The 25,728-nt window shown below is 64.0% G+C and carries 15 protein-coding genes; 12 read left to right on the plus strand and 3 right to left on the minus strand.

All coding sequences use genetic code 11. The features are described from left to right. Window positions 1-36: 36 nt before the first annotated feature. From EMB92_RS09470 to EMB92_RS09510, 9 genes are all read left to right on the plus strand, one after another. Complete coding sequence (locus tag EMB92_RS09470; RefSeq protein WP_150394686.1) at window positions 37-1,656, plus strand: type 2 periplasmic-binding domain-containing protein; 1,620 nt, start codon at window positions 37-39, stop codon at window positions 1,654-1,656. A gap of 200 nt (window positions 1,657-1,856) precedes the next feature. Continuing rightward, window positions 1,857-2,756, plus strand: a complete 900-nt coding sequence (locus EMB92_RS09475) for an ABC transporter permease (RefSeq protein ID WP_107044938.1) — start codon at window positions 1,857-1,859, stop codon at window positions 2,754-2,756. An 18-nt stretch (window positions 2,757-2,774) separates the two neighbouring features. Next, window positions 2,775-3,740: a carbohydrate ABC transporter permease gene (locus tag EMB92_RS09480; RefSeq protein WP_150394687.1), complete on the plus strand. Its 966-nt coding sequence runs from the start codon at window positions 2,775-2,777 to the stop codon at window positions 3,738-3,740. A 329-nt stretch (window positions 3,741-4,069) separates the two neighbouring features. Beyond that, on the plus strand, window positions 4,070-5,176 hold the full coding sequence (locus tag EMB92_RS09485; RefSeq protein WP_150394688.1) for a glycoside hydrolase family 43 protein: 1,107 nt from the start codon (window positions 4,070-4,072) through the stop codon (window positions 5,174-5,176). A 49-nt stretch (window positions 5,177-5,225) separates the two neighbouring features. Beyond that, window positions 5,226-5,897, plus strand: coding sequence for a YesL family protein (locus tag EMB92_RS09490; protein WP_150394689.1), 672 nt, complete (start codon window positions 5,226-5,228; stop codon window positions 5,895-5,897). 1 nt (window position 5,898) lies between these two features. After that, a complete protein-coding gene (locus EMB92_RS09495) occupies window positions 5,899-7,038 on the plus strand; it encodes a glycoside hydrolase family 43 protein (protein WP_150394690.1) in 1,140 nt (379 codons plus the stop codon). Between the two features lie 32 nt (window positions 7,039-7,070). Further along, a complete protein-coding gene (locus tag EMB92_RS09500; RefSeq protein WP_150394691.1) occupies window positions 7,071-10,256 on the plus strand; it encodes an alpha-L-rhamnosidase-related protein in 3,186 nt (1,061 codons plus the stop codon). A 164-nt stretch (window positions 10,257-10,420) separates the two neighbouring features. Beyond that, a complete protein-coding gene (locus tag EMB92_RS09505) occupies window positions 10,421-12,619 on the plus strand; it encodes a glycoside hydrolase family 31 protein (protein WP_223847679.1) in 2,199 nt (732 codons plus the stop codon). Window positions 12,620-12,671: 52 nt separating this feature from the next. After that, the gene (locus EMB92_RS09510; RefSeq protein ID WP_150394692.1) at window positions 12,672-13,970 is read left to right on the plus strand and encodes a LacI family DNA-binding transcriptional regulator; all 1,299 of its coding nucleotides are present in this window, start codon (window positions 12,672-12,674) and stop codon (window positions 13,968-13,970) included. Window positions 13,971-14,488: 518 nt separating this feature from the next. Here the strand turns inward: EMB92_RS09510 and EMB92_RS09515 are convergent. Then, complete coding sequence (locus EMB92_RS09515) at window positions 14,489-15,547, minus strand: alpha-arabinofuranosidase (RefSeq protein WP_150394693.1); 1,059 nt, start codon at window positions 15,545-15,547, stop codon at window positions 14,489-14,491. Between the two features lie 333 nt (window positions 15,548-15,880). Here EMB92_RS09515 and EMB92_RS09520 point away from each other — a divergent pair, with 333 nt between their 5' ends. From EMB92_RS09520 to EMB92_RS09530, 3 genes are all read left to right on the plus strand, one after another. Further along, on the plus strand, window positions 15,881-17,242 hold the full coding sequence (locus EMB92_RS09520) for a glycoside hydrolase family 27 protein (RefSeq protein WP_190973657.1): 1,362 nt from the start codon (window positions 15,881-15,883) through the stop codon (window positions 17,240-17,242). 58 nt (window positions 17,243-17,300) lie between these two features. Then, the gene (locus EMB92_RS09525; RefSeq protein WP_150394695.1) at window positions 17,301-19,775 is read left to right on the plus strand and encodes an alpha-L-arabinofuranosidase family protein; all 2,475 of its coding nucleotides are present in this window, start codon (window positions 17,301-17,303) and stop codon (window positions 19,773-19,775) included. Between the two features lie 92 nt (window positions 19,776-19,867). Beyond that, the gene (locus tag EMB92_RS09530; RefSeq protein ID WP_150394696.1) at window positions 19,868-21,433 is read left to right on the plus strand and encodes an MFS transporter; all 1,566 of its coding nucleotides are present in this window, start codon (window positions 19,868-19,870) and stop codon (window positions 21,431-21,433) included. A gap of 12 nt (window positions 21,434-21,445) precedes the next feature. On the opposite strand, the gene EMB92_RS09535 is transcribed toward EMB92_RS09530, so the two are convergent. Beyond that, entirely contained in the window at window positions 21,446-22,876 is a 1,431-nt protein-coding gene (locus EMB92_RS09535; RefSeq protein WP_150394697.1) for an ATP-binding protein, read from the minus strand. A 470-nt stretch (window positions 22,877-23,346) separates the two neighbouring features. Continuing rightward, window positions 23,347-25,701, minus strand: a complete 2,355-nt coding sequence (locus tag EMB92_RS09540; protein WP_223847680.1) for an alpha-galactosidase — start codon at window positions 25,699-25,701, stop codon at window positions 23,347-23,349. Window positions 25,702-25,728: the final 27 nt, after the last annotated feature.

The following is a 25,728-nucleotide window of genomic DNA, read 5'->3' on the forward strand; positions in this document are numbered from 1 at the left end:
GGTGATCGTAGTGATCTTCAGAAAGGAAGATTCAAAATGACACACCGCAGTGTAGCGAAGAAGAAGATCGTTGCGGCCGTCGCGGGCGTGAGCGCCCTGTCGATGCTGCTGGCCGGTTGCGGCGGCAGCGGCAGCGAGGCCCAGATGGAGAACGGCAAGCCCGTCGTCACCATCATGGTCCAGCAGAACACCGCCCAGATCGACGTCGCCAAGCAGAAGTGGGCGCAGGACCTCGAGAAGGAGTCCGGCGCAGTCATCAAGTGGCAGCGTGTTGACGACAACGCCTGGACCCAGCAGAAGAACGCGTCCCTGACCGGTGGCGATGTCGCCGACCTGTCCATCCGCGCCTACCACCCGGAGGATGCCGCCCAGTACCCGCTCTTCGAGAACCTCGCCGACGACATGGACTCCCTGCCGAACGTCGCGAAGTTCTTCAAGGAGAAGCCGCTTGCCAAGAAGATGGTGGAGATCGACGGCCAGATCAACGTCCTGCCGTCCTCCCGTGGCAAGTCCTTCCAGGCTTCCGGCCAGCACATGCTGATCAACAAGGTGTGGCTCGACAAGCTCGGCCTTGAGGTCCCGAAGACCTGGGACGAGCTGACCAAGGTGCTTGAGGCCTTCAAGACCCAGGATCCGAACGGCAACGGCAAGCAGGACGAGATCCCGATGAACGTGCGCGCCCTCGGTACCGGCTCCCTCGGCAACTGGTGGAGCATGTTCCTGCTCATCAACGGCGCCGGCGTCGTCACCTCCTTTAACGCCGGTCCTTCCGGCCAGGGCATCGCCGTCAAGGACGGCAAGGTCTACAGCTGGGCCACCTCCGACCAGTTCAAGCAGGTCGTCGAGTACTACCACGAGCTGTTCCAGAAGGGCCTCATTCCCAAGGACGCCCTGACCAAGGACGACTCCAAGTACCAGGCCGAGCTCAAGTCCGACGGCGAGACCGCCCTCACCGGCGTGGCCTTCGGCTGGGACGGCACCCAGTTCGGCGTCATCGGCTCCAAGCTCAACAAGGAGTACATCACCATCCCGGTTCCGGCCGCTCCGGGCGTCTCCCAGGACGAGACCGTCTGGGACGCCTCCGGTGACTACAACGAGTACGAGGACTACCACATGGCGATGAAGAAGGATCTGCCGGAGGAGACCAAGAAGGCCGCTCTGAAGATCATCAACCTCCTCTACTCCGAGAAGTACTCCGTCGAGCAGCTCTACGGCTCCATCCCGGACTACACCACCGATGACGGCAACCACACCTACACCATCAAGAAGCAGTTCTTCAACGAGGCCGACAACGGCAAGGCTCCGGCCCTGCAGGATCGTCTCGCCGGCTGGATCCCGGACAACGTGAAGTTCAACGGCGCCCAGGACGCCGACGCCATCCAGGCCGCCGACGCCCCGTACAAGGAGCAGTACTCGCACCTTGACCAGACCAAGGACAAGATGCCGGTGTACGTGCGCCAGAACACGGAGGACACCAACACCTTCTCCAACAACAACGCCCAGATCTGGAACTACGGCATCCCGGTGGTCTCCAAGTGGATCCTCAACGGTGGTGTCGACCAGCAGTGGGACGAGTACGTCAAGCAGGTCAACAACCTCGGCATGAAGCAGAACGTCGAGCTGTGGCAGAAGGCGTACGACGCCGCGGTCAAGTAAACCGATGATGTGAACCGGTGGTTCGGCCGACCATGCGAATGGGCGTGGCCGGCCGAACCACCGGGGACCGTCATCCTACTTCACGCGAGTAAGGAGGAGTTGTGTCAAGCGTTGTAGCAAACAATGTGACGCCGGTACGTAAGGCGGCAGGCGTCTCGGACGCGGTCGAAGTCATCGACAACGAGAAGGCGCTCAAGGCGATGCCGCTGCCGAAGCGGCTGGCCCGTCACCTCAAGATGTACTGGCACCTGTGGGTGATGGTGCTTCCGGCCATGATCTTCGTGGGCATCTTCGCCTACATCCCGATGTACGCCCTGCAGATCGCCTTCCGCGATTTCGATCCGACCAAGGGCCTGACCGGTGGACGATTCGCGGGTCTCAAGTACTTCAACCAGTTCTTCAAGTCCCCGATCTTCACGCAGGTGCTCACCAACACGGTGCGCATCTCGCTGTGGACGCTGGTCATGGGCTTCATCGCCCCGATCATCCTCGCCCTGCTGATCAACCAGATCGGCTCGAAGAAGATCAAGGGCTTCGTGCAGACGATCACGTACATGCCCCACTTCATCTCCACGGTCGTCATCGTGGCGATGATCAACATCTTCCTGGCTCCGAACACCGGTCTGATCGGCCGCTTCTTCGAGGGCTCCAACCTGCTGGAGAGCACGGGACTGTTCACCACGATCTACTGGGTCACCGAGGTCTGGCAGCACGTCGGCTGGAACTCGATCATCTATCTGGCGGCGTTGAGTTCGGTCGACACATCGCTCTATGAGGCCGCGAAGATGGATGGCGCAGGCCGTCTGCAGCTCATCCGCTACGTCGACATCCCGACCATTCTGCCCACGATGTCCATCCTGCTCATCCTCAACATGGGTAACGTCCTGAACGTCGGCTTTGAGAAGGTCTGGCTGATGCAGAACGCCATGAACCTGCCCGTCTCCGAGGTCATCTCGACCTACGTGTTCAAGATGGGTATTCAGAGCAACCAGATTTCCTACGCAACGGCCATCGGCCTGTTCAACACATTGATCAACTTCTTCTTCCTCGTGCTTGCGAACTTCATCTCCAAGCGCGTGTCGGATACGAGCATCTTCTGATAGGAGGGTATGGGTCTTATGAGCGCAGCAACATCTCAGGGCTCCGTCGCCCCGCGTCTGAGCGGGGACGAGATTCCCTTCAACAAGCATCGCAGGTTCAAGCAGCAGTCGGTCGGCGACTGGATCGTCGACATCATCATCGCCCTGCTCGTGGCGTTGATCGTCCTGCTGATCCTCTACCCGTTGTGGTTCATCATCATCGCGTCGTTCTCCGATCAGGGACTGGTCTCCACCGGTAAGGTGACCATCGTTCCGCTGGGCTTCCAGCTGGGCGGCTATGCGAAGATCCTGGCCGACTCCCGTATCTGGCTCGGTTACTGGAACACCATCGTGTACACCGTGATCGGTACCGCGCTGAACATGCTGGTCACCATGCCGGCCGCGTTCGCGCTGTCCCGCCGCGAGTTCAAGCCCCGCCGCATCATCCTGTTCTTCTTCACGTTCACGATGTTCTTCGCCGGCGGCATTATCCCGAACTACCTCCTGTACAAGCAGCTGCACCTGCTCAACACGATGTGGGTCTTCATCCTGCCTGTCGCGGTCAACGTATTCAACCTGATCATCGCCCGCTCGTTCTTCGAGACCTCCATCCCGGAGGACCTGCACGACGCGGCCCAGATCGATGGTCTGAGCTACGGCGGCTACTTCCTCAAGATCGTGATCCCGCTGTCCGCGGCCATCATCGCCGTCATCGGCCTGTACTACTTCGTCCAGCACTGGAACGACTACATGACGGGTCTTATCTACGTGCGTGACTCCTCGAAGCAGCCGTTGCAGATCGTCCTGCAGAACATCCTGCTCGCCAACCAGACGCAGCAGGGTGGTGCCGGAACCGGCGGCGCCTCGATGGCCAACCAGCAGCAGCTGGCCGACCAGATCAAGTACGGCGTGATCATCGTCTCCACCCTCCCGCTCCTCGTCCTCTACCCCTTCCTCCAGAAGTACTTCAACAAGGGCGTCATGATCGGCGCGGTCAAGGGCTGAGCCGTTAAGCGGGAAGCCCGGTGGGCTTCCCGTAGGCTCAGCCTGAGTGAGGCGAAAGCCGAGCGAAGGTGGCGTTGAGCCCGGTCGAAGACCGGTCCTCAATTGCTGGATTGATCGGAGATCAGTCCTTGAGGACAGCCCAGTGGGCTGTCCGACGGCACCGCCGAGGATCCGCCGAAAGGCGGGCCGAGGCAGCATTGAGCAATACAATTCTTGCCGGAGCCAGCGTGCAAGCCGGAAGGTAAACATCTCTCCTTCCTACCAACCGGTTTGCCGCCGGCCCCGGCATCCTCTTTTTCCCCCGAACTATCTCCCGAAAGGCGTATACCATGACCATTCACCGCGTGCCGCAGCCCCAGGCGCCGGCCGACCCGTACGGCTACCTGCTGGTCCACTTCATCGAGGATCCGGAAGGCTACGCCGAGCGCATCTACCTCGACCTGTCCGACGGCGACAACCCGGAGCGTTGGAATCCGCTCAACGGCGGCCAGCCGATCCTCACGTCGAACCTCGGCACCACCGGCGTGCGCGACCCGTATCTGACCCGCAACCCGCAGACCGGTCGTGTCTACATCATCGCCACCGATCTGCGCGTGTTCGACGGTTCCGGCCGCGGCTCCGACGCCAGCTCCCCGTGGTACGACTTCTCGCATCACGGCAGCACGAACCTCATCATCTGGTACTCCGACGATCTGGTCCACTGGAGCGAACCGCACGAGCTCGACGTCTCCCGTCGCGCCGACGGTACGCACGCCCAGCTGGGCATGGCGTGGGCGCCGGAGGCCCTGTGGGTGCCGGACTACTATCCGGAAGGCTCCGAGGCCGAGCATAACGGCAGCCGCGGCGCGTTCGTCCTCTACTGGTCGAGCAAGCTGTTCGCCGATGACGACGTCGAACACAAGGACGACGACGTCTACGATCGCGTGCTGTGGGGCGCGACCAGCGACTTCACCAACGACACGTTCGAACTCGGTGGCGTGTTCATCGACGCGGGCGTGCCCACGATCGACACCACGATGCTCCAGCGCGAACTGTCCGACGGCACGATCCGCACCTACCGCGCCACGAAGAACAACGGTCCCCACTCCAACATCTGGCTCGACGCGACCAACGTGCGCCGTTGGTGGGAGCCGGGCGTCCTGTGGGAGCCGATCCAGCACGAGATCGGCGCGGATTGGACCGAGAACGGCAGCGCCGGTGGCGTTGAAGGCCCGGCCCTGTTCGCCTCGCACACCGACGATCGCGTGTTCCTGTACGTCGACGTGATCCCGTCGATCGGCTATCGCCCGATGGTCACGACCGATCCGGACAAGGGCTTCGACTACCTGCGCTCCGACGACTTCCACATGGCCCCGCACACCAAGCACGGCGGCGTTATCTCGCTGTCCCGCGCGGAATACGAGCGTCTCAAGGCCGCCGACGGTACGATTGGCTGAAAGCGGGTCTTAGGGTAGCCGGTATCGCAATTCGACGAAAGGAGCGGTCGTGCATCGGTTCGCACGCGGATACGAGTACTTCTGCCGCATCATCCTGATGCTGATGGTCGTGCAGGTCGCATTCATCGCACACCTGCTGCTCGGCGTAGTGGTCGTGGGATTATTCCCCTCGATCGCCGCCTCGTACGCCACCTATCGCACATGGCTGATACAGGTGGACGACCGCTCCTGGACCATCACCCAGACGTGGACGACGTTCCATCGCGCATGGAAGGCCGAGCTGAAGCGCGCGAACATCTTTGGATGGCCGCAGTTCCTCATCTGGCTGCTGCTGGTGTGGAACTACTATCTGCTCAACTGGAACGACATGGGGCGTCTCGGTCTTGCGCTGTCCGGCGTGAGTCTGCTGGTCAACGTGCTCTACGGCCTGTTCATGATGGTCTCGTGGGCCGTGTACGTGAATTTCGACGAAAGCCCGTGGTGGGTGGCGCGCACTTCGATGCAGATGGTCATCGCCCGCCCGTTCTGCTCGTTCATGGTCGCGGTCCTGTTCGTCGTGACCGTGTGGCTGTACACCACGTGGACCGGATTGATGGTCGCGCTCGGACTGAGCGTGCCGATCTTCCTGACGATGATGGCGATCTACTCCTTCGGCCGGCTCCCCGGCATGGACGTTCACGTCCTGGAACCAATGGAAAAAGACCTCAAGAAAAGCAACTGATATGACTCATGACGTATACGAGGCCTATGTGTGGGCCTACTTCACCGGCGACACCGGCGGCAACGAGCGGGTGAGCCTCGCCGTGTCGAACGGCAACGACGCGCTTTCATGGCGCACGCTCAACGGCGGCGAACCGCTGTTCGTGTCGCAGTACGGCACGAAGGGACTGCGCGACCCGTTCATCATGCGTCTGCATGATGGTTCGCCCGACGGTTCGCGGTTCGCGATCATCGCCACCGACCTCAACGTGGCCGCCCTGCACGGCGACTTTGGCAAGGCGCAGCGCGAGGGATCGCGATACCTGGAGATCTGGGAGTCGGACGATCTCGTGCATTGGGGAGCGCAGCAGCACGCGCTCGTGTCCGGCCCCGAGGCGGGCAACTCGTGGGCGCCCGAGGCCCACTGGGTCGAGGAGACCGGCGAATACGCGGTCTATTGGTCGTCGAACCTGTACGGTGGCGAGAACGGTGGTGAGGTCTCTCCAGACCAGCGCACCCACCCCACCTACGGGCGCATGATGATCGCCACCACCAAGGACTTCCGTACGTTCTCGCGCCCGCAGGTGTGGATGGACGTGTGCCGGGGCAACGGTTCCGACGGCCGCGGTCTGATCGACGCGACCGTCGCCCGCGACGGCGACCGTTGGTACCGGTTCGTCAAGGACGAGAAGACGATGACCGTGCGCGAGGAATGGTCGCACGATCTGTTCGCGCCGGTCGTCGGAAGCCTGCCGGGGGAGTCGGGCTCCCTGTCGGACGCCACTCATGATTCGGCCTCCGGCTGGCACCTCGTACGCGAGAACGTCGGCGTGGGCCTGCCCAACGGCGAACGCGACGAGACCACCGGCGAGCCGAAGCTCTTCACGCGCGGCGAAGGACCCTGCATCTTCCGCGCGAATCCGGGCGATGTCAACGGCTTCAACTGGTACCTGTTCATCGACCAGCCCAGCTACCACGACGGCCCGAACCATTACATCGGCTTCGCCACGCAGGACCTCGCCGATCCTGACGGCTGGACGCCGGTCAGTGGCAAGCTGCGCGAAGGCCTGCCGGTCAACGCGGACGGCGGCAAGCCGCGCCACGGTACGGTGATGCCGATCACCGCCGTTGAACGTGATCGCCTGATCGCCGCATTCGGGTGATTTGACTTCCGCTGCAGATTGAAGGTTGCATCATGTTGCTGATCAATGACCGTCGAGCCCCCGTCGACCTGGAACCCGGCTGCGTGCCGGTACTGCATGTGCGGGATGATGCCGCCGAGACGGCTGGGAAACTGGCCACTGCCGCGGACCTCGTGCACGGCGGCGATCCGGTCGCCTATCAGATCGTCGTCGACGAGACGCCGACCGACGCGGCCGCCGGTCGCGGCGCGATCTGGGCATCATGGAACCAGCCGGCGGCGTCGCAATCCGTGGACCGACAGGCATTCGGTGAACAGACGCCATCATCGTTGCCGATGCGGTCATTGCCCGAGCCGCCTGAGTCTCCCGACATCTGGACGGATGGCGATGCATGGGGCGGCGTCGCTCTGGACGGCCTCGACACCTCTCCTTCGCGTCGCTACTGGGCGTCCCTACGTTGGCGGTACGCCGACGGCACTCACGGTGCGTGGACCGAACCGGTCATGTTCGGCACCGGCGCGGGACGCGCATGGCAGGCCACCCCCATCTGGGGCCCCGACCCCGACGACCGTGCCGGCAATCGGCCCCCTCTGACGAGGGGGCTGTCGGCGAAGCCGACTGGGGGAGAGACCAGCCAGACCACGAAATCCTCCGACCTTGGCAACACCTCCGGCTGGGCGTTCCTGCGCGGTTTCCTTCGACTTCCCGACAGGCCCATCCGCTGGGCCACACTCAATGCGACCGCCGCGTCGACCCGCCCTGCGCGTCAGTTCGTCTATCGCATGTGGGTCAACGGCACGTTCGTCGGCGTCGGCCCGACCTTCCCGATCGGCGATGAGACCCGATACGACGGCTACGACGTCACCGGACTGCTGCGCGCGAACGATAACAACGCGATCGGCGTCATCGCGTACACGATGGAAGATCGCCGCTTCCTCGCACAACTCGACGTGTGCTACGAGGACGGCGAGATCGAACACTACGGCACGGGCGATGCGGGTGACGCGACCGCCGAGAACTCCACGCGTGCGATAACCTGGTGCGCACTGCCCGAGCCGTGGGCCGTGTACCCGCCGTCCGCGTCGATCGGCACCCAATACTTCGAGGCGCCCGCCGAGAACCTCGATGCGGACCGATTCCCGCACGGCTTCAGCGAACCCGATTTCGACGATTCCGCATGGGCGCCGGTGCAGGTGAAGCCTGCGTTCGAGCGGCTGGAAGCCACTCCGACAGACAAGATGATCGCCGTGGACGTGCATCCCGCGATGCTGCGATGCGTGACCCGCTCGCTCGACCGCGACGCCGCCGATGGCGAAGTCGCCGCCGCGCCCCGTCTCGTCGGCGTCATCGCGGACTTCGGCGCGGGGTACATGGGCGGCATCCGGCTGGACCTCGACCCGCGTGAGCCGATCGACGTCACCATCCGATACGGCGAAACCCTGAACGCCGACGGATCGGTGCGCTACCACCTCTCCGCCGGCAACGTGTACGAGGAGCACTGGCATGTGACCCCGGGCAGCGGACCGCTGGAAACATGGGGTCTGCGCGTGTTCCGCTACGTCGAGATCGACGTCGCGCAACCGCCGGCGCAACCCTCCTCGTGGGACGTGCCCACGCCGACCGGGCTCGACGAGCGCGCCGCGGCGATCGGACGCATCATGTCGCGCGGCATCGGACCGGACGGCGCGATCAGCGCGGTCGCTCTCGTTTATCCGTCGTTGGCGGGGCGGTCGACAGAGCGTTCTGCGGGCCGGTCGGCGGGGCTCCCGGACTCGCTCGCGAATCCGCTCGCGTACCCCGGGTTGTTCCGTTCCTCCGACCCGGCGCTCGACAACGTCTGGCGTCTCTCCGCGCACACCATCGAAGCGTTCAACGGCAACATCTACGCCGATTCATGGACGCGCGAACGCGCCCCGTACGAGGCCGACACGTGGATTCAGCAGCGGGCGCACCTCGCGCTCGACGCCGCCCCATCGCTCGCCGAATACACGATCGACTGGCTCGCCATCAATCGCACATGGCCCACCGAATGGCCGCTGTACCTGATCCTCGCCGTGCACGACGCGTGGATGTACTCCGGTTCGGTCGAGTTCGTCGAGCGACTGTACGACCGGCTCGTCGCCCTGCTGCCCGAGCGGTACGTCGACGATGAAAGCGGTTTGGTCGTCAAGGAACCCGGCGAATCAAGCCATATGGACGGCGATCTGGTCGACTGGCCGCCGTCCGAACGCGACGGCTTCGCCTTCGGCGAGGTCAACACGGTGGTCAACGCGCTCGCATCACAGGCGTACGCCGACATGGCCGAACTCGCCGGCGTTCTGGGGCGGGGGAGCGACGCATCGCGATTCGCCCGCGTCGCCGCGCGCATGCGCTCGGCCATTCACGAACGGCTCTACGACGCCGATCTCGGCGCGTACCGCGATGGTCTCAACGGGTTGAACAGGCCAGACCATGCGCTGCAACCCATCGAACACGCGTCGCTGCACGCGTCGGCGTTCGCGCTCACCTTCGCCGAAGTGCCGCAGTCGCGGGTCGATCGGGTCGCCGCGTTCCTGCGCGGCAGGGGCATGGCGTGCAGCGTGTACGCGGCCGCCGCGTATCTGCTCGGACTGTATCGCAATGGATTCGGCGCCGACGCGACCGTGATGATCGCGGATCCGCGCACCACGCACTCGTGGGCGTACATGCTCGTGCAGAATGCGGGCGGGGTGATGGAGGCGTGGGACATCGCGCGCAAACCCAACACGACCTACTCGCATCCGTGGGGCGCCTCGCCGGCGTTCCTGCTGTCCGAGGGGCTCATGGGCGTGCGTCCTCTCGAACCGGGCTATCGCCGCTTCGAGGTTGCGCCCCAGCCGTGGGTCGGCAAGCGTGTCGGTGGCGTGGATGTCGGCGGTGACGCGGATGCCGGTATGGGTGCTACTGACGTCATTCGCGAGGCCTCCGTGGTCGTGCCCACTCCCGCGGGCGACATCAGCGTCTCGTATCGGGTGCTTGCCGGCGAATCGTCGGCATCATCGGCATGCCTTGACGGGGAATCCGCCGCGCACGCGAATGACCAATCCGGCGCGCAGGGGCATGACGGGCTCAGGGTGCCCGAGGAGGTCGTGCACTGTGTCTCGCCTGCGCCTGTCCTCGAACTTGATCTGACCGTCCCCTCGCGCACCCGCGCGGATGTGATCCTGCCGACCGCCAGCTACCGGGATCTCGGCCCCGGGCATCATCATCTCATCGGCTGAAGCCGTGCCGTTGGTCGGCTGTTAGTCGGCAGGTACTGGTCGGCGTTGATTGTCGGCATCGGTAGGCGTTGTGCTTCGTGCGCGTTGGCTTGCCGGTTCATTGTTGTAGCGCTATAATTATAGCGCTACAACAATGCAGTGCATGCGAAGAAGCGAGGTAACTCATGAGCGCAGTAACCGTGTCCGGCAACGCCGGCAATGGCGCCGAGGACAACGAGACCAACAAGATGACCGCAGCTGCCGACGTCAGCGTCGAGAACTCCGGCGCCGACGCCAAGAAGCTGGATCCGGCCGCCATCGCGGCGCAGATGTTCCGCGTCGACGAGTCCGGAACGGCCGTCGAATGGACCGGCGACGGCGAATACATGCGCGTCGAGGCGTGGGGCGCCGACAGCGTGCGTGTGCGCTCGCGCCTGATGAACCGTCCGCTCGACACCGACTGGGCGCTGCTCAAGCCCACCACCGATTCCGAGTCTGGAGCCGATGCCTTGGGCGCGAAGCCGACGATCACCGTCGACGGCACGGGCGCCGTGCTCGTCAACGGCAACATCACCGTCCGCCTCGCCATCTACGGATGGCAGCATGACCACATCCGCCTCTTCTTCGAGAACACCGCCACCGGCAAGACCCTGTTCAAGGAAGCGTCCGACGGCGGCGCCCTGCGCCTCAGGGCCCGGGCCCATCGCCCGCTCGAATCCGGCGCCGAATCGCCGATCGCCTCCTTCGAGGCGCCGGCCGGCGAACACCTCTACGGCATGGGCGAATACCAGCAGAGCGTGCTCGACCTGAAGGGCTCCACGCTCGAACTCGCGCACCGCAACTCGCAGTGCTCGGTGCCGTTCGTCATCTCCTCCGCCGGATACGGCTTCCTGTGGAACAACCCGTCGATCGGCCACGTCACGTTCGGCCTCAATCGCACCGAATGGCACGCCGACTGCTGCGACCAGATCGACTACTGGGTCACCGCCGGCGACAGCCCGGCCGAAATCGAACGCCACTACGCGGACGCAACCGGCCATGCGCCGGTCATGCCCGAATGGGGCATGGGCTTCTGGCAGTGCAAGCTGCGCTACTGGAATCAGGAGCAGCTGCTCGAAGTCGCGCGCGGCTTCAAGGAGCGCAACATTCCGATCGACCTGATCGTCATCGACTTCTTCCACTGGCCGCTCATGGGCGACTTCCGCTTCGACGAGGAGTTCTGGCCGGACGCCAAGGCCATGACCGACGAACTGCACCGCATGGGCATCAAGCTCATGGTCTCCATCTGGCCACAGATCGACCTCGAATCCGAGAACTACGACGAGATGAAACGCCGCAACTTCCTCGCCAAGACCCGCACCGGCAAGGACGTGGGTATGTGGTGGCCGCGTGACAGCCAGTTCTTCGACCCCACCAACCCCGAGGCGCGCGAATGGGTCTGGGCCAAGATCAAGCAGAACTACACCGACCTCGGCGTCGACGCGTTCTGGCTCGACGAGGCCGAACCGGAGTGGGGCGGCGACTACGACTACGCGCACTACCTGTTCCACCTGGGACCGGTCGGCAAGGTCGGCAACATCTATCCGGCCCTGTACAACAAGACCTTCTACGACGGACAGCTCTCCATCGGACGCGAAGGCAACACCGTCAACCTCTCGCGTGCGGCATGGGCCGGCGCCCAGCGCTACGGCGCCCTCGTGTGGTCGGGCGACGTGCACTCCACGTTCGACGACTTGAAGTCGCAGATCACCTGCGCGATCCACATGGGCGCGGCCGGCATCCCGTGGTTCACCACCGACATGGGCGGCTTCGCCGGCTCCGACATCACCACGGACGACTTCAAGGAACTGTTCGTGCGCTGGTGCCAGTTCTCCACGTTCCTGCCCGTCATGCGCAACCACGGCGACCGCGGCCCGAACAACCACCAGGTGCTCGACAAGCGCGGCAACAAGATCACCCACGTGCACACCGGCGATGACAACGAGCCGTGGAGCTTCGGACCGCAATTCGAAGCGACCATGGTCAAGTACATCAACCTGCGCGAGGCGATGCGCCCGTACACGCGCGAACTGTTCCGCGAAGCCCACGAGAACGGCCAGCCGCTCGTTCGCGGCCTGTTCTACGAGTTCCCCGGCGAGGAGGCCGCAGCCGACATCGCCGACGAATACACGTTCGGCCCCGACCTGCTCGTCGCGCCCGTCACCGAACTCGGCGCCCGCTCGCGCGAAGTCTATCTGCCCGGCGGCGAGACGACCACGTGGACGAACCTGCACACCGGAGAGACCTTCACCGGCGGCCAGACCATCGATGTCGACGCCCCGCTCGACGTGGTGCCTGTGTTCGCGCGCGACGGCCGCGATCACGGTCTCGCCGGTCGCATCTGAGTCGCCCCCCCGTCTCCTCGTTCCCCGTCTCAGGTAGGTAGAATCGACAGCTATGGTCACACTGGATGATGTCGCGGCGAAGGCCGGAGTCTCGCGCATGACCGCGTCGAACGCGCTGCGCGGCAAATCGGTCGTCAAGGCGTCGACCGCGCAGCGAGTACTCGCCGCCGCCGCCGAACTCGGCTACCGGCCGAACCTCGCCGCCCGCCAGCTGAGCTCCGGGCGCACGCACATCATCGGCCTGTCCGTGGCGGACCTCGACTTCATCTTCCCCGCCGCGCTCGCCGCCGATCTGTCCGACGAGGCGGCGCGGCGCGGCTACCAGCTCATCACCCAGCAGACGCGTATGTCGTCCGACTACGAGCGTGCGATGATGAACTCGGCCAGTGCGCAGATCTGCGACGGCACGATCGTGTGCTGGCCGAGCTCCGACCTCGATGCGATGGCCAATTTCGCCGCGACCCATCCGCTGGTCGTCCTGGACGGTCATGGCCTCGAAGGTCGCGTGGACACCGTGTTCACGCCCAATCGCGATGGTGCCCGGTCCGCGGTGACGCACCTCATCGAGCAGAGCGCGCGGCGGATCCTGGTGCTTGGTGCGCGGTATCTTCCCCCGGAGGAACTCGCCCGGATACGGGACTGCGATGACGCGCGGGTCGGCGGTGCGCCGGACCGCGACACGCAAGGCGGCGGTGCGGTGTTGGTCGAAAGCACCGTGCAGGTCAGCAACGCGAGTCTGCGCCTGTGCGGCGCATGGGAGGCGATGGGCGAACATGGCGGCGTTCCGTACGAGCCGGACGACGTCTACCTGTGCGGCTGGGATCGCCGATCCGGCTACGAGACGATGCGGCAGATCCTGTCCGAGCGTTCGCCGCGCGACTTCGACGCCGTCTTCGCACTGACCGATTCGATCGCGATCGGCGCGCTGAAGGCCCTGACCGAAGCGGGCGTGCATGTGCCCGAGGACGTGATGGTCATCGGCTTCGACGGCGTCACGGACGGCGCATACATGAATCCTGGCCTCACCAGCGTGGCCATTGACACCAAGGAGATCGCAACGGTCTGTCTCGACCTGCTCATCGACCGCATCGAGGGTGCACATGGCGGCATGAGCGCGGCTGCGCGCAATATCGGCGAAAACCATGCAACCGCAGCCGCTGCAGGGGTCATAGGGGCGTCTGTTGGTTCAGTGGTTCCTGCGCCTGCCGCGATTGGCGGACCGGCTGGGGGCTCCGCGGTCGCCACGGATCCCCGCTTTGCAGATCGATCTGCGGGTCGTTGCGTTCCGGCCTCTCGTACTCGTGTCCTTTCCTACCGCATAGTCGCCCGAGGCAGCGCCGAGCGGCGTTAAGCGCGGAGAGGCGCGGTATCTGCGTCATGAGAGATACTTTGGGCCTCTTGCGGACATCCATCTGCGTTACGAGGGGTACTTACCTCATGTATAAAGGCCCCAAAACGGCTTAATCTCGTTGAGGACAAGCCGTTTCAGAGCCCCTATACCCGCGAGACGTACCCCTCGTAACGCAGATGGATGTCCGCAAACCCCCAAAAAGCACCCCTCATAAGCGAGATGGCTCTCGTCAGGTGACATCGCGATCCTTACGCTGTCACGTTTTGCGTAACGTTTTTCCTGAGTTTTATGGGTACGTTTGTCACGTTTTGCGTAATAGGTGCACTGGGTCCGCATCCATTACGCGGTCTATGGGCCCATCGCGCGGTGAAGTGACCATCGCGCCATGTTTGGCCCATGGAGCGGTGTGGCAAAATGGCGGAATTCCGCCAATCCGTAAAATCGGCTCACCGCTCCATGGGGATTTCACAGCGCGATGGATGACGCAACGGGTGGATGGGAAACGCACGCATCCGCGCTCACAGCGCGAAGGCGGCCTCGATGGCGTCGTATTCGGCGGCGGTGATCGGCAGGATCGCGCCGTGGCGCTTCTTGAGCTTGCCGAAGTCGATGTCGTCGGCGACGGCCCAGTCCTCCGGCTCGCGGCTCGACAGGTCGGCCGAGCGGAACGACAGGTAGCCCTTGGCCTCGGCGAACTGGTCGCACATGAGGCCGTAGCGCATCTCGCGGCCGTTGATGACCTTCACGTCGGCATCGTTGTAGTGGAACAGCTCCGGACCTTCGAGGTAGTTCCACGAGTAGCGGCCGTTGCCGAGGATGTCGGTGAGCGTGCCGACGTACGACCACTCCTGCGGGTCGTCGGTGCGCAGCGTCTCGCGCATGGTCGCGTACGGGTTGCGCGTGCGTTCGATGGTGATTTCCAGATCCTTGGAGGCGCGGTACCACCAGCCGTCATCGTCGCGCATCATCGTCGTGTCGATGATGCCGGCCGCACGATCGATCCACTTGACCGGATCTGAGAAGGTGCGGAAGTCGGTGGTGGTCGCGTAGTACATGTTCGTGCGATCACCGAGTTCGTTGTTGAGCGGGCTGCCCGGCTCGTCGGTGTTGGTCCGCGTGGCCCAGAACACGATCCACTGCTCCTTGTCCGGATCCCAGCAGGCCTCCGGGGCCCACGCCATGCCGGCTCCCGGGATCTTCGAGGCGACGTCCACGAGCCGCGGCTCATCCCAGTGGACGAGGTCGGGGGAGTCCCAGACGACGAGTCCGGTCGATCCGTTGGTCGTGGCGCCGTCGTTCGGACCCCATCCGCCGCGGTAGTGGATGGACAGGTCGGTGGCGATGATGTGGAAGCCGCCGCGCGGGTCGCGTTGGATATGCGGATCGCGCACGCCCTTCTCGCCGCCGGTCCAGGTGAGCGCCGGCTTGCCGGCCGGACGCAGGTCGTGCCAGTGCACGCCGTCGCGGCTTAGAGCGAAGTAGATCTGTTCGTCCAGTGGGGTCTTCTCGTCGCCAATGAAGTGGACGAACAGGTAGGCCTCGGTCTTCGGGGTCGACGCAGTGCTTTGCGTGATCATGGGCACTCCTTTGTCATGCTCTTGTCGTGGTTGTCGCCATCGTCGGTGGTTACTGAAGCCCAGTATATGGTTATCGATAACTCTAGGCAAAACGGTGTTTTGCGTGTGGGTGTAGGTGTTCGAGTGAATGCTGCATACTTGCGTGCGCTTACTCATGATTGACGTTTGGACACGTCTGTGACGGTGTGCTATGGGGTGCTGTGATGCGGACGACTGCGACTTGCTGTGTCTTGCCAATACTGATAGTAGCGCTACAATAATTAACGTTAACCACAGTAGTGAAAGCAGGATACGATGACGAATCAGACGCTTCCCCAGGCGTGGCGCCCGCCGATGGGCTGGAACAGCTGGGACTCCTACGGCACCACCGTCACCGAGGACGAGCTCCTCGCCAACGCACGCTTCATGGCCGAGCACCTCAAGGACGCGGGCTGGGACACGCTGGTCATCGACATCGACTGGTACGACCCGACCGCGCGCGCCCACGGCTACAACGCCAACGCGCCGCTCATCCTCGACGAATACGGCCGCCAGCTGCCCGACCCGGTGCGATTCCCGTCTGCGGCCGGCGGCAAGGGCTTCAAGCCGCTCGCCGACAAGGTCCACGAGCTGGGGCTGAAGCTTGGCGTGCACATGATGCGCGGCATCCCGCGCCTCGCCGTCGACAAGAACCTGCCCGTGTACGGCACCGACTACACTGCGAAGGACGTGGCCGACCTCAAGCACGTGTGCAAGTGGAACCCGGACAACTACGGCCTCAACCAGAATCACCCCGGCGCACAGGCGTGGTACGACGCGCAGCTCGACCTGTTCGCCTCCTGGGGGCTTGACTTCCTTAAGGTCGACGACATGCAGACCCCGTTCCACGTCGACGAGATCGCCGCCTATCACCGCGCGATCGCCAAGGCCGAAGTCAAATACGGGCGCGCGATCGACCTGTCCCTGTCGCCCGGCGGCTGGGTGTCGACCACGTACGTCGACTTCCTGCGCGAGAACGCACAGATGTGGCGCATCTCCGACGACCTGTGGGACCGCTGGGAGGACATCTACCAGCAGTTCGCGCGCCTCGCCCGCTGGGCCCCGTTCCAGTCCACCGGCCACTGGGCCGACGCCGACATGATCCCGTTCGGACACATCGGACTGCGCGCCGAGCGAGGCGACGACCGCCAGTCGCGCCTCACGCTCGACGAGCAGAAGACCCTCCTCGCCCTGTGGTGCATGGGCCGCTCGCCGCTCATGGTCGGCGGCGATCTGCCCACCAGCAACGACGACGCGATCGCCCTGCTCGCCAACCCCGCCCTGCGCGAGGTGACCGCCGGATCGACGAACAACCGCGAACTCGTGCGCGAGCGCCAGTTCGCCAAGTGGTGGGACGAGAACAGCTATCGCGGCGAGTTCATCGTCTGGGCCGCCGACGCCGCCGACTGGGCCGACGGCACGCCCTCCGCGCATGCGGGCGGCCACTACGCCGCGCTCTTCTGGACCGGCGACGACGAGTACGAGATCGGCGGCAACATCCAGCTGCAGTCGATCGTCGGCCTCGACGCGCGCGACGACGACTGGACCCTGACCGACCTCTACGCCGACGCCCCCGGCGCCAAGGCCGACGTGCGCATCGAAGGCGAAGGCTCCGACCGCGTCATCACCGGCACGATCCCGCCCCACGGCGTGCTCTGGGTGGCCCTTGACAAATGATTCAGTTCCCGGGATTTCGTCGCGGAATCCCGAGAGCCCACGAAAGGAACAAAACGATATGACCGACACCCTCATCGCAACGCTCGACAAGGCGGGCGAGCGCTCCATCAGCACCGACCTGTGGGGCGTGTTCTTCGAGGACATCAGCTACGCGGCCGACGGCGGCCTCAACTCGGAGCTCGTCCAGAACGGCGCGTTCGAATACGATCGTGCCGATCGCGAAGGCTGGAGCAACTACAGCTTCTGGCGCGAGGTCGTGCCGGAGGGCACGTTCGCCGCGTTTGCGATCCGCGATGTCGCGCCCGTGGCCGACGAGAACCCGCATTACGCGGTCGCTGAAATCGGCAAGGTCGGGGAGTCGGGCGATCCGTCCGCCGCTCCCGCCCTCGAGAACGTCGGCTTCGACGGCATGACGTTCCGCGCAGGCGAGACGTACGATTTCTCCGTCTGGACGCGCGCGCACGGCAGGGGTCTGCCGATCGTCGTCTCGCTGATCGGCGACGACGGCGAGACGCTCGCCTCCGCAACCGTCCACGCGCCCGCATCCGCCGCCAATGGCGAGTGGACGCAGCTGCACGCGGAACTGAGCGTGCCGGGTACATCGGGCGAGTCGGTGTCCAACGCGTCGGGCGATCCTGCCGCCGACGACGTCTACGCCGGCAAACCGGTCGTCGCGCGCCGGGGCGTGCTGCGACTCGCCTTCCCCGAGACCGGCGTCATCGACCTCGACTCCGTCTCGCTCGAGCCGCGCACCACCTACAAGGGCCTCGAGCACTTCCGTCCCGACCTCGTCAAGGCGCTCGCCGACCTGAAACCCCGGTTCATGCGCTTCCCCGGCGGATGCGTCGCGCATGGTCTTGGCATCGACAACATGTATCACTGGGATCGCACGATTGGACCGGTCGAGCATCGCCCGCACGACTTCAACCTGTGGGGTTACCACCAGTCCTTCCGATTGGGCTACTACGAGTACCTGCGCCTGTGCGAGACGATCGGCGCCAAGCCGCTGCCGGTGCTCGCCGCCGGCGTGAGCTGCCAGAACACCAGCCAGGGGCCGGTGCCGATCGCCCTCGAGGACATGCCCGCGTACATCGACGAGGTGCTCGCCCTGATCGACTTCTGCAACGCGGACCCGGCCACCAACCAGTGGGCCGCCAAGCGCGCGGCGATGGGCCATCCCGAGCCGTTCGGCCTCGAATACCTCGGCATCGGTAATGAGGACCTCATCGACGACGTGTTCAAGGACCGCTTCGAGCGCATCTTCGACGTCGTCAGGGCCGCACACCCGGAGATCACCGTCGTCGGCACGATCGGCCCGGCGCCGGCCGGCCGCGACTACGAGCAGGGCTGGGACTACGCGCGCAAGGCCCGCATCCCGATCGTCGACGAGCACTCCTACCAGTCGTCGAGCTGGTGGTTCCACAACCTCGACCACTACGATCTGACCGACCGCGAAGGCCCCAAGGTGTACTTGGGCGAGTACGGCTCGTGGGGCACCGGGCTCATCAACGGCCTGTCCGAAGCCGCGTTCATGGGGCGTGCGATGGAGCTCAACGGCGACGCCGTACACATGGCGTCCTACGCGCCGCTGTTCTGCAAGAACGGCCACGATTCGTGGAACCCGGACTTGATCTACTTCGACAACGAGCACGTCTACCACCCGTACAGCTACTGGGTGCAGAAGATGTTCGCCAACACCACCGCCGACACCGCGTGGCCGGTCGCGCTTTCGGGGCCGACCACGCTGCGCCGTGATCTGCCGAACCGCATCGGACTGCGTATTGGTGGTGGCGCGAAGGCCGACATCACCGACCTGTCGATCGAAACGGCGGATGGCCGTCGCGTCGATCTGCCGGACGTCGAGTACCGCGGCAGCGGAATCACGCTGGATACGCCGGATGATCTCGCGGCCGACGCATACACGATCCGCGCCACCATCACCTACTACGAGGGCATGTGGGGCGTCGGATTCGACTTCGGCGACATCGACGGCAAAAATCACAACGGCGCGTCGTTCGGCCGCGGTTTCGCGCTGCGTTTGGTGCGCGACGGCTCCGGATACAACCTCGCCAACACCGAGGCGTCGATGGACGCGGTGCGTCCCGGCACCGTGTGGCACGCGCGCATCGAGGTCGCGGACCGCGGCGAGTCGCTGGCGTTGTACATCGACGACCGGCTCGTGATCGAAGGCCGTGAGGTCGCCGAGGAGCCGCGTCGCACGGTGTCCGTGTCGCGCGATTCCGCGGCGGGCGTCGACTACATCCGCATCGTCAACGCGCTGCCCGATGCGGTCGACGTGGATCTGACGCAGGTGCTCGACGCGCTGGGACTTGAGTCTGGTGAGGGCGATGGCGCGGTCGTCACCGCGACCGCCACCGTCCTGACCGGCGATGACCCGTACGCCGGGAACAAGGGCGCCGAATCGCCCACCGCTCCGGTCGTGATGACCGACGTCGTGTTGGCCGGTAGCGCTGGCAAGGCCGCATACACGGCCCCCGCCTGGTCGTTCACCGTCCTCGCTATCCGCCACTGACAGTTTTATTGATCGATCTCGGTCCCCTCTGACGAGGGGGCCACGTCGCGCCAGTCACCACCAATTCCGGACAGAAAGGTCGCAACCCTCCCATGACCGACAGCGAAAGCGACGCCCTACGCAGCGCAATCGACTCGTCGAAGGGCCGTCACATCACCTTCCCGCAGGCGTTCGGCTACGGTATCGGCGATGTGTTCGGCGGCGGCCAGTTGACGCTGATCACGACGTACCTGTCGCTGTTCTGGACGCGATTCTGCGGCATGGACATCGCCACCTCGCAGTCGGTGATCGGCATGAGCGCGCTGGTGAGCGCGGTGGCGGCCCTGTTGTTCGGCGTGCTCGACGACAATCTGTACCGCTACGATGTGGGCCGGCGGTTCGGTCGGCGTCGCTTTCTGCTGATGCTGACCTCGCCGCTGCTGCTGTTCGGCGTGTTCCTGTGGATCCCCGGACTGCCACTTGCCGCGTACGCGGCCGCCTACGTGCTGTGGGTGGTGCTCGCGCAGATGTTCGCGACCTCCTACAGCGCGCTGCCGGGGGAGATGACGACTGATTTCACCGGTCGCACGAAGCTGTCGACCGTGCGTCTGTTCGTGTCGACGGCGTCGACGACGGTGATCCCGCTGGCGGGCAGTGCGGTCCTGTCGGTGACGGGCGAGGATCGGCCGGTCGGGTATATGGTGTTCACGATCGCGACGGTCGTGGCGTTCTCGTTGGCCGTGTTCGTCTGCTGGCGTCGCACCTGGGAGATGACGCCGGAGGCTGCCGGTTTCGGCGCCTACGCGCGTGGCGAGGTGCGCGACGGGCATATTGGTCTGGCTGGTTGGGCTCGTCGTATGGTCAAGGTGTTGCACGAGTATGCGACGACGCTTCGGGTGAAGGAGTTCCGCAAGCATCTGGCGATCTATCTGATGGTGCAGGTGTCGATGGACGTGTTCGGGCAGACGTTCGTGTTCTTCGTGGTGTTCGACTGGGGGAGTACGGCCGCGTTCGCCTCGCTGCTCTTGGGTTGTGCGGCGGTGTCCCTGCCGTTGATGCCCCTGTTCGGCATGGGCATGACGAAGCTGGGCCCGCGTCGCATGTACGCGATCAACTTCGCCGGATGCCTCTCCGGCGTGGCGGGTCTGCTGCTGGTGTGGGTGCTGGCGGGTCGCCTGCCGGGGCCGGTGTGGACGGTGGTGGCGGTGGCGGCCTCGTTGTGGTTCTTCGCGTTCAAGTCCCTGTGCGGCTACCTGCCGTGGGCGGTGTTCCCGTACATGGCCGACGTGGATCAGGTGGTGACGCGTCGCTACCGGTCGGCGACGTTCTCGGCGATTCAGGCGTCGTTCCGTCAGCTGTTCTCGGGGCTGGCGACGATCCTGGTGGGCGTGGTGCTGGGCGTTGTCGGGTTCGATGCGACCCGGTCGGTGCAGTCGCCGACGGCGCGGATCGGCGTGGGCGTGGTGCTGTTGGGCTGGTTCGGGGTGTCGATGGTCCTGTGCTGGCTGATCTCCGCGCACCTGAGGATCGACAAGAAGACCGATGGCATGGTGCTTTCCGAGATCGACCGTCTGCAGTCCGGCGGGCGCAAGTCGGCGGTCGACAAGGAGACCCGTCGCACGATCGAGAAGCTCACCGGCATGCCCTACGACCAGGTCTGGCTCAACGGCGGCCGGTGACCTCGGTTCCTTTCAGACCTTCCTTTTCAAAACCTCCTCGAACATGTCCTTTACCGGAACGAATAGCATATCCGGGTCGTTCCGGTATTTCGCCAAGGTGGCTTCGTGCATTGGATTCTTGGTGAAAAATGCCAGGGTTGTTTTCCGATATCCGCCAATGAGACCGATTCGTTCCCGCAATGCCTCGATCATCTCGGTTTCATCGACTCTGTTGCGCCATTTGCATTCACCGAGCAGTATGTGCTTTTCGGCTGGATCGGCCGCTACGAGATCGATATCCGTTTCCTCTCGTTTCATCGGATTGTTGCCCCACCATTTACCTATCTGTGTAGGCATCAGCGGTAGTGTTCCGGCACCGAAGGAACGCAGTACCCATTGCTGACACATGCTTTCGAATTGTTGTCCCACATATGTGGCGAATGGTCCACTTTGCGCGATTCGTTGGGCAAGCCTCTCTCCGTTTCCTGTTTCGATGAGGGTGACGTTGGGAGCCACGAAGTGATACCAGTATGCGAAAAATGGATCTACGATGTGGACATGGGATTTCCGTGAGGTGGGTTTCTCCCCGAAGGGCACGGCCTTTTCGATAAGCCGTAGACCTTCAAGCGTTTTCATATAGAAGGGCAGGGATGTCTGTTCGATGCCTATGCGCTCCGCAATGACTTTCGATGTGTTGCATCCGTTGCTGATGGCCTGAAGTATGGAATCATAGATGGCGGGGCTTTTGAGCTCCTCTCGTAGCAGCATCATCGGCTCTTCATACAGCAGTCCTGTCTTGTTGAAGCAGAGGGACGCTACGTTTTCCTCGTAGGTCAGATCCGGCCTGAGCTGTGCGAGATAGTATGGGGTTCCGCCGAATGTTGCGTAATACAGCACCTTATCCTGCGGTGAGCAGCTGGCGATGAATTCGGAGGCGTCCAGATAATCAAACGGCTGCATACGTAGTTGTCCGGTTCGTCTGCCGTATAGAGGGCTTTTGTATCCGAGCACACGGTTTTCCATGAATCCCTGATTGCTGCCGGAAAGAATGAGCATGGTGTTGGTGTCTTTGAATCCGTGATCGATGGCGATCTGCAGGGTTGATGGCAGACTCGGCTCGGCCTCAGCGGCGTAGGGGAATTCGTCAAAGACGATGACGAGCTTCTCTCCGGTATTCTGTTGGGCCTGTTTGACGAGGTAGTCGATGGCATTGCTCCATGTCCCGAAGTTCAATACATCCGGGTATCCGAAGTATTCGGACATAGCTGCGGAGAAGGAACGAAGAACCAGTTGGGAATTCTGCTGCCGTGCAGTGAAGTACAGGGCCTTGCGTCTTGCGAGGAAGCGGTCGATCAATGCGGTCTTCCCTACGCGTCGACGTCCGTAAATCACCATCATCTCGAATCTGTCGCTGTCGTACATGCGATTCAGCGCGGTGAGCTCTTGCTGCCGTCCTACAAACATGGTTGCTTCTTTCGTCCCTGGCGTACCGTCTGTGCCTGAAGATAATGATAACACTATTATAGAAAATCCTATAATAGAATATTCTATTATAGGATTTTCTATAATAGATTCGTTGGTTCGGGGTGCCGTACGTTCTCTGTGGCTTGGGACGGGGATGCCCCGATGGGCGTACGGTGAGTCGGGCTGAGCGTACGCCCATCGGGGTGATGCCGGTTCTGTCACCCGTATTCGTACGCTGACTCCGGCCTGGCGTACGAATACGGGTGACAGAGCAGGGAAAGCCACCGGGAACGTACGCTGAGCATAGGGTGGCGTACGCAGAATGGGAGTCGGGCGACAATAGCCCCCGGGGACGTACGCCGGATGTGTAGCGGCATACGCAAAACGGGGGCGGATGGTGGACGACCACCGGGAACGTACGCCGGGCATGGGGCCGGCGTACGTACAACGGGGGTTGAATGTCCCGCCGATCAGAGTCGGTCGATGAGATAGAGTCGGGAGGTGAAGTCCGGGCCGATGTTGGTGTCGTTGATGCCGATATGCATGAGTTCGGCACCGGAACGGACGACACCGGGGGTGATGGGGGCGGCCTTGGTGTCGGTTCCGGATTCGGCATCGGCACTGGTCCCGGTGGTCCTGGCACCGATACCCTCATCCTCCGCCGAGTATCCGAGTCGCCCACGCAATGCGTCGTCGGGGCCAAGGCCCGGCCCCAAAACCGTCGTCACGCGGTACATTGCATCCGCGTCCAGCCCGCGCAGACGCAGCCGCGACTTGTGCCGGTTCGGCATGCCCAGAATCACATAGTCGCCAACGATCGCGTGCGCTTGGTCGGCCGAGACGACCATCCATGCGGCCTGACGGTGATCGTACGGCGCGCGCAGGCGGTACAGGTCGCCATTATGCAGGAGCGGCGCGTGCTCTTTGAAGAACGCGACCTGCCGCGCGATCTCGTCGAGCTCGTCTTCCCCCACCTGCGTCAGGTCCATCTCGTAGCCGAACGTGCCGAACATCGCGACCGAACCGCGCATCGCGAGCGACTCGGATCGCCCGGTCTGATGGTTTGGCGTGATCGACACGTGCGCACCCATCGACGAGACGGGGAAGAAGTAGCTGGTGCCGTACTGGATCGACAGGCGTTCGACCGCATCGGTGTCGTCGCTGGTCCAGATCTGCGGCGAGTAGGCGAGGATACCCATGTCGAAGCGCGATCCGCCGGACGCGCAGCCTTCGATGATGAGGTCGGGGAACGCGGCGAGCAGTCGCCGGTAGAGTGCATACACGCCGAGGATGTAGCGGTGGAACACCTCGCCCTGATGCTCGGCGCCGCGCGTGGCGTCGTACGCCTCGGTGATGAAGCGGTTCATGTCCCACTTGATGTACGCCACGTTCGCGGAGTCGAGGATCGCGTGCATGCGCTCGTAGATGTGGTCGACGACCGCGGGATTCGCGAAGTTGAGCACGTACTGCTGGCGGTACACGGCGCTTTCGCGGCCTGGGGTCGCGATCACCCAGTCGGGGTGCGCCTCGTACAGGTCGGTGGCGCGGTTGACCATCTCCGGCTCGAACCACAAGCCGAATCGCATGCCGATCTCGTTGATCTTCCGGGCGATGCCGGCGATGCCTTCGGGCAGTCGCTCGGGATTCGTGATCCAGTCGCCGAGTCCCGCGCGATCGTTGACGCGCGCATGATCCCCGCGACCGAACCACCCGTCGTCGAGCACGAACAGCTCGATGCCGGCCCTGTGCGCGATCCGCGCGAGTTCCAGCAGCTTCTCCTCGGTGAAGTCGAAGTAGGTGGCCTCCCAGTTGTTGATGAGGATCGGCCGTTCGCGCCGCGCCCACTGCGGGCGCTCCAGATGGTCGAGGACGATGCGGTGGAGGGTCTGACTCAGGGCGTTCAATCCGCGATCGGTGTAGCCGAGCAGCGCCTCGGGGCTCTGGAACGAGTCGCCGGGCGCGAGTCGCCATGCGAATCCGGCCGGGTTGATGCCGAGCTGGAGTCGGGTGGCGCCGTACGCGTCGACCTCGGCGTGCAGGTCGAAGTTGCCCGAATAGACGAACGACAGGGAGAACGCCTCGCCCCGGTCCTCGTTGGTGTCGGGTCGGGCGAAGAGAGCGTTGGGGCTGAAGTAGGGGCTGCTCGCGCCCCACATCGAGGCGACGCTTTGCACACCCGGGTGCAACGGCTGGCGATGCGGCTCGCGTTCGCGCGCCCACGCGCCGGTGAACTCGATCATCTCGTAGTCGCTGTCCGGCAGGTCGAGGTTCAGGCTCGCGATGCGTTCGATCGTGACCGGTTCGTCGCCGTGGTTCGCGACGAGCACGCTGCGGGCGATGACCGGCTCGTCGCGGAAGATCGTGTAGTTCAGGGTGGCGGTGAGACCTGTGAGGTCGTCGACGAGATCGATGCTCAGGGTCTCGGCACCGGTATCACCCGGCACTGAAGTCGCGTATGTCGCCGGCAGTCCCTCGAGTTCCGGCTTGCCGGGGGCGACGCGGAACCCTGCGTACCGGAAGTCGGTGATGCGCGAGCCGTTGCCTTGCAGCACGGTGATCGCGGGACCACGGAAATCGCCGCGTCCGTATTCGGGGAACTCCTGGCGCGACTGCTCGATATGCAGCTCGCCGTGCTCGTCGGCGGTGGTCGCCTGCACGCGGAACCCGTCGTCGACGAGATAGCCGAAGTCAGGGCGATCGGGCACCGCCGCGCCGGTGTACAGGTTGATGAGCTTGCCTTCGACGACCTTGAGGATCATGCTCACCCGCCCATTGGTCAGGTGGAACTGGTTCAGGTCCTCATTGACTGTGATCAGGGATGTCATAGGGTCTTCCCTTCGTTGCGAACACGG

The organism is Bifidobacterium callitrichos (genome assembly GCF_008698085.1).
In the GTDB taxonomy this organism is placed as follows: domain Bacteria; phylum Actinomycetota; class Actinomycetes; order Actinomycetales; family Bifidobacteriaceae; genus Bifidobacterium; species Bifidobacterium callitrichos.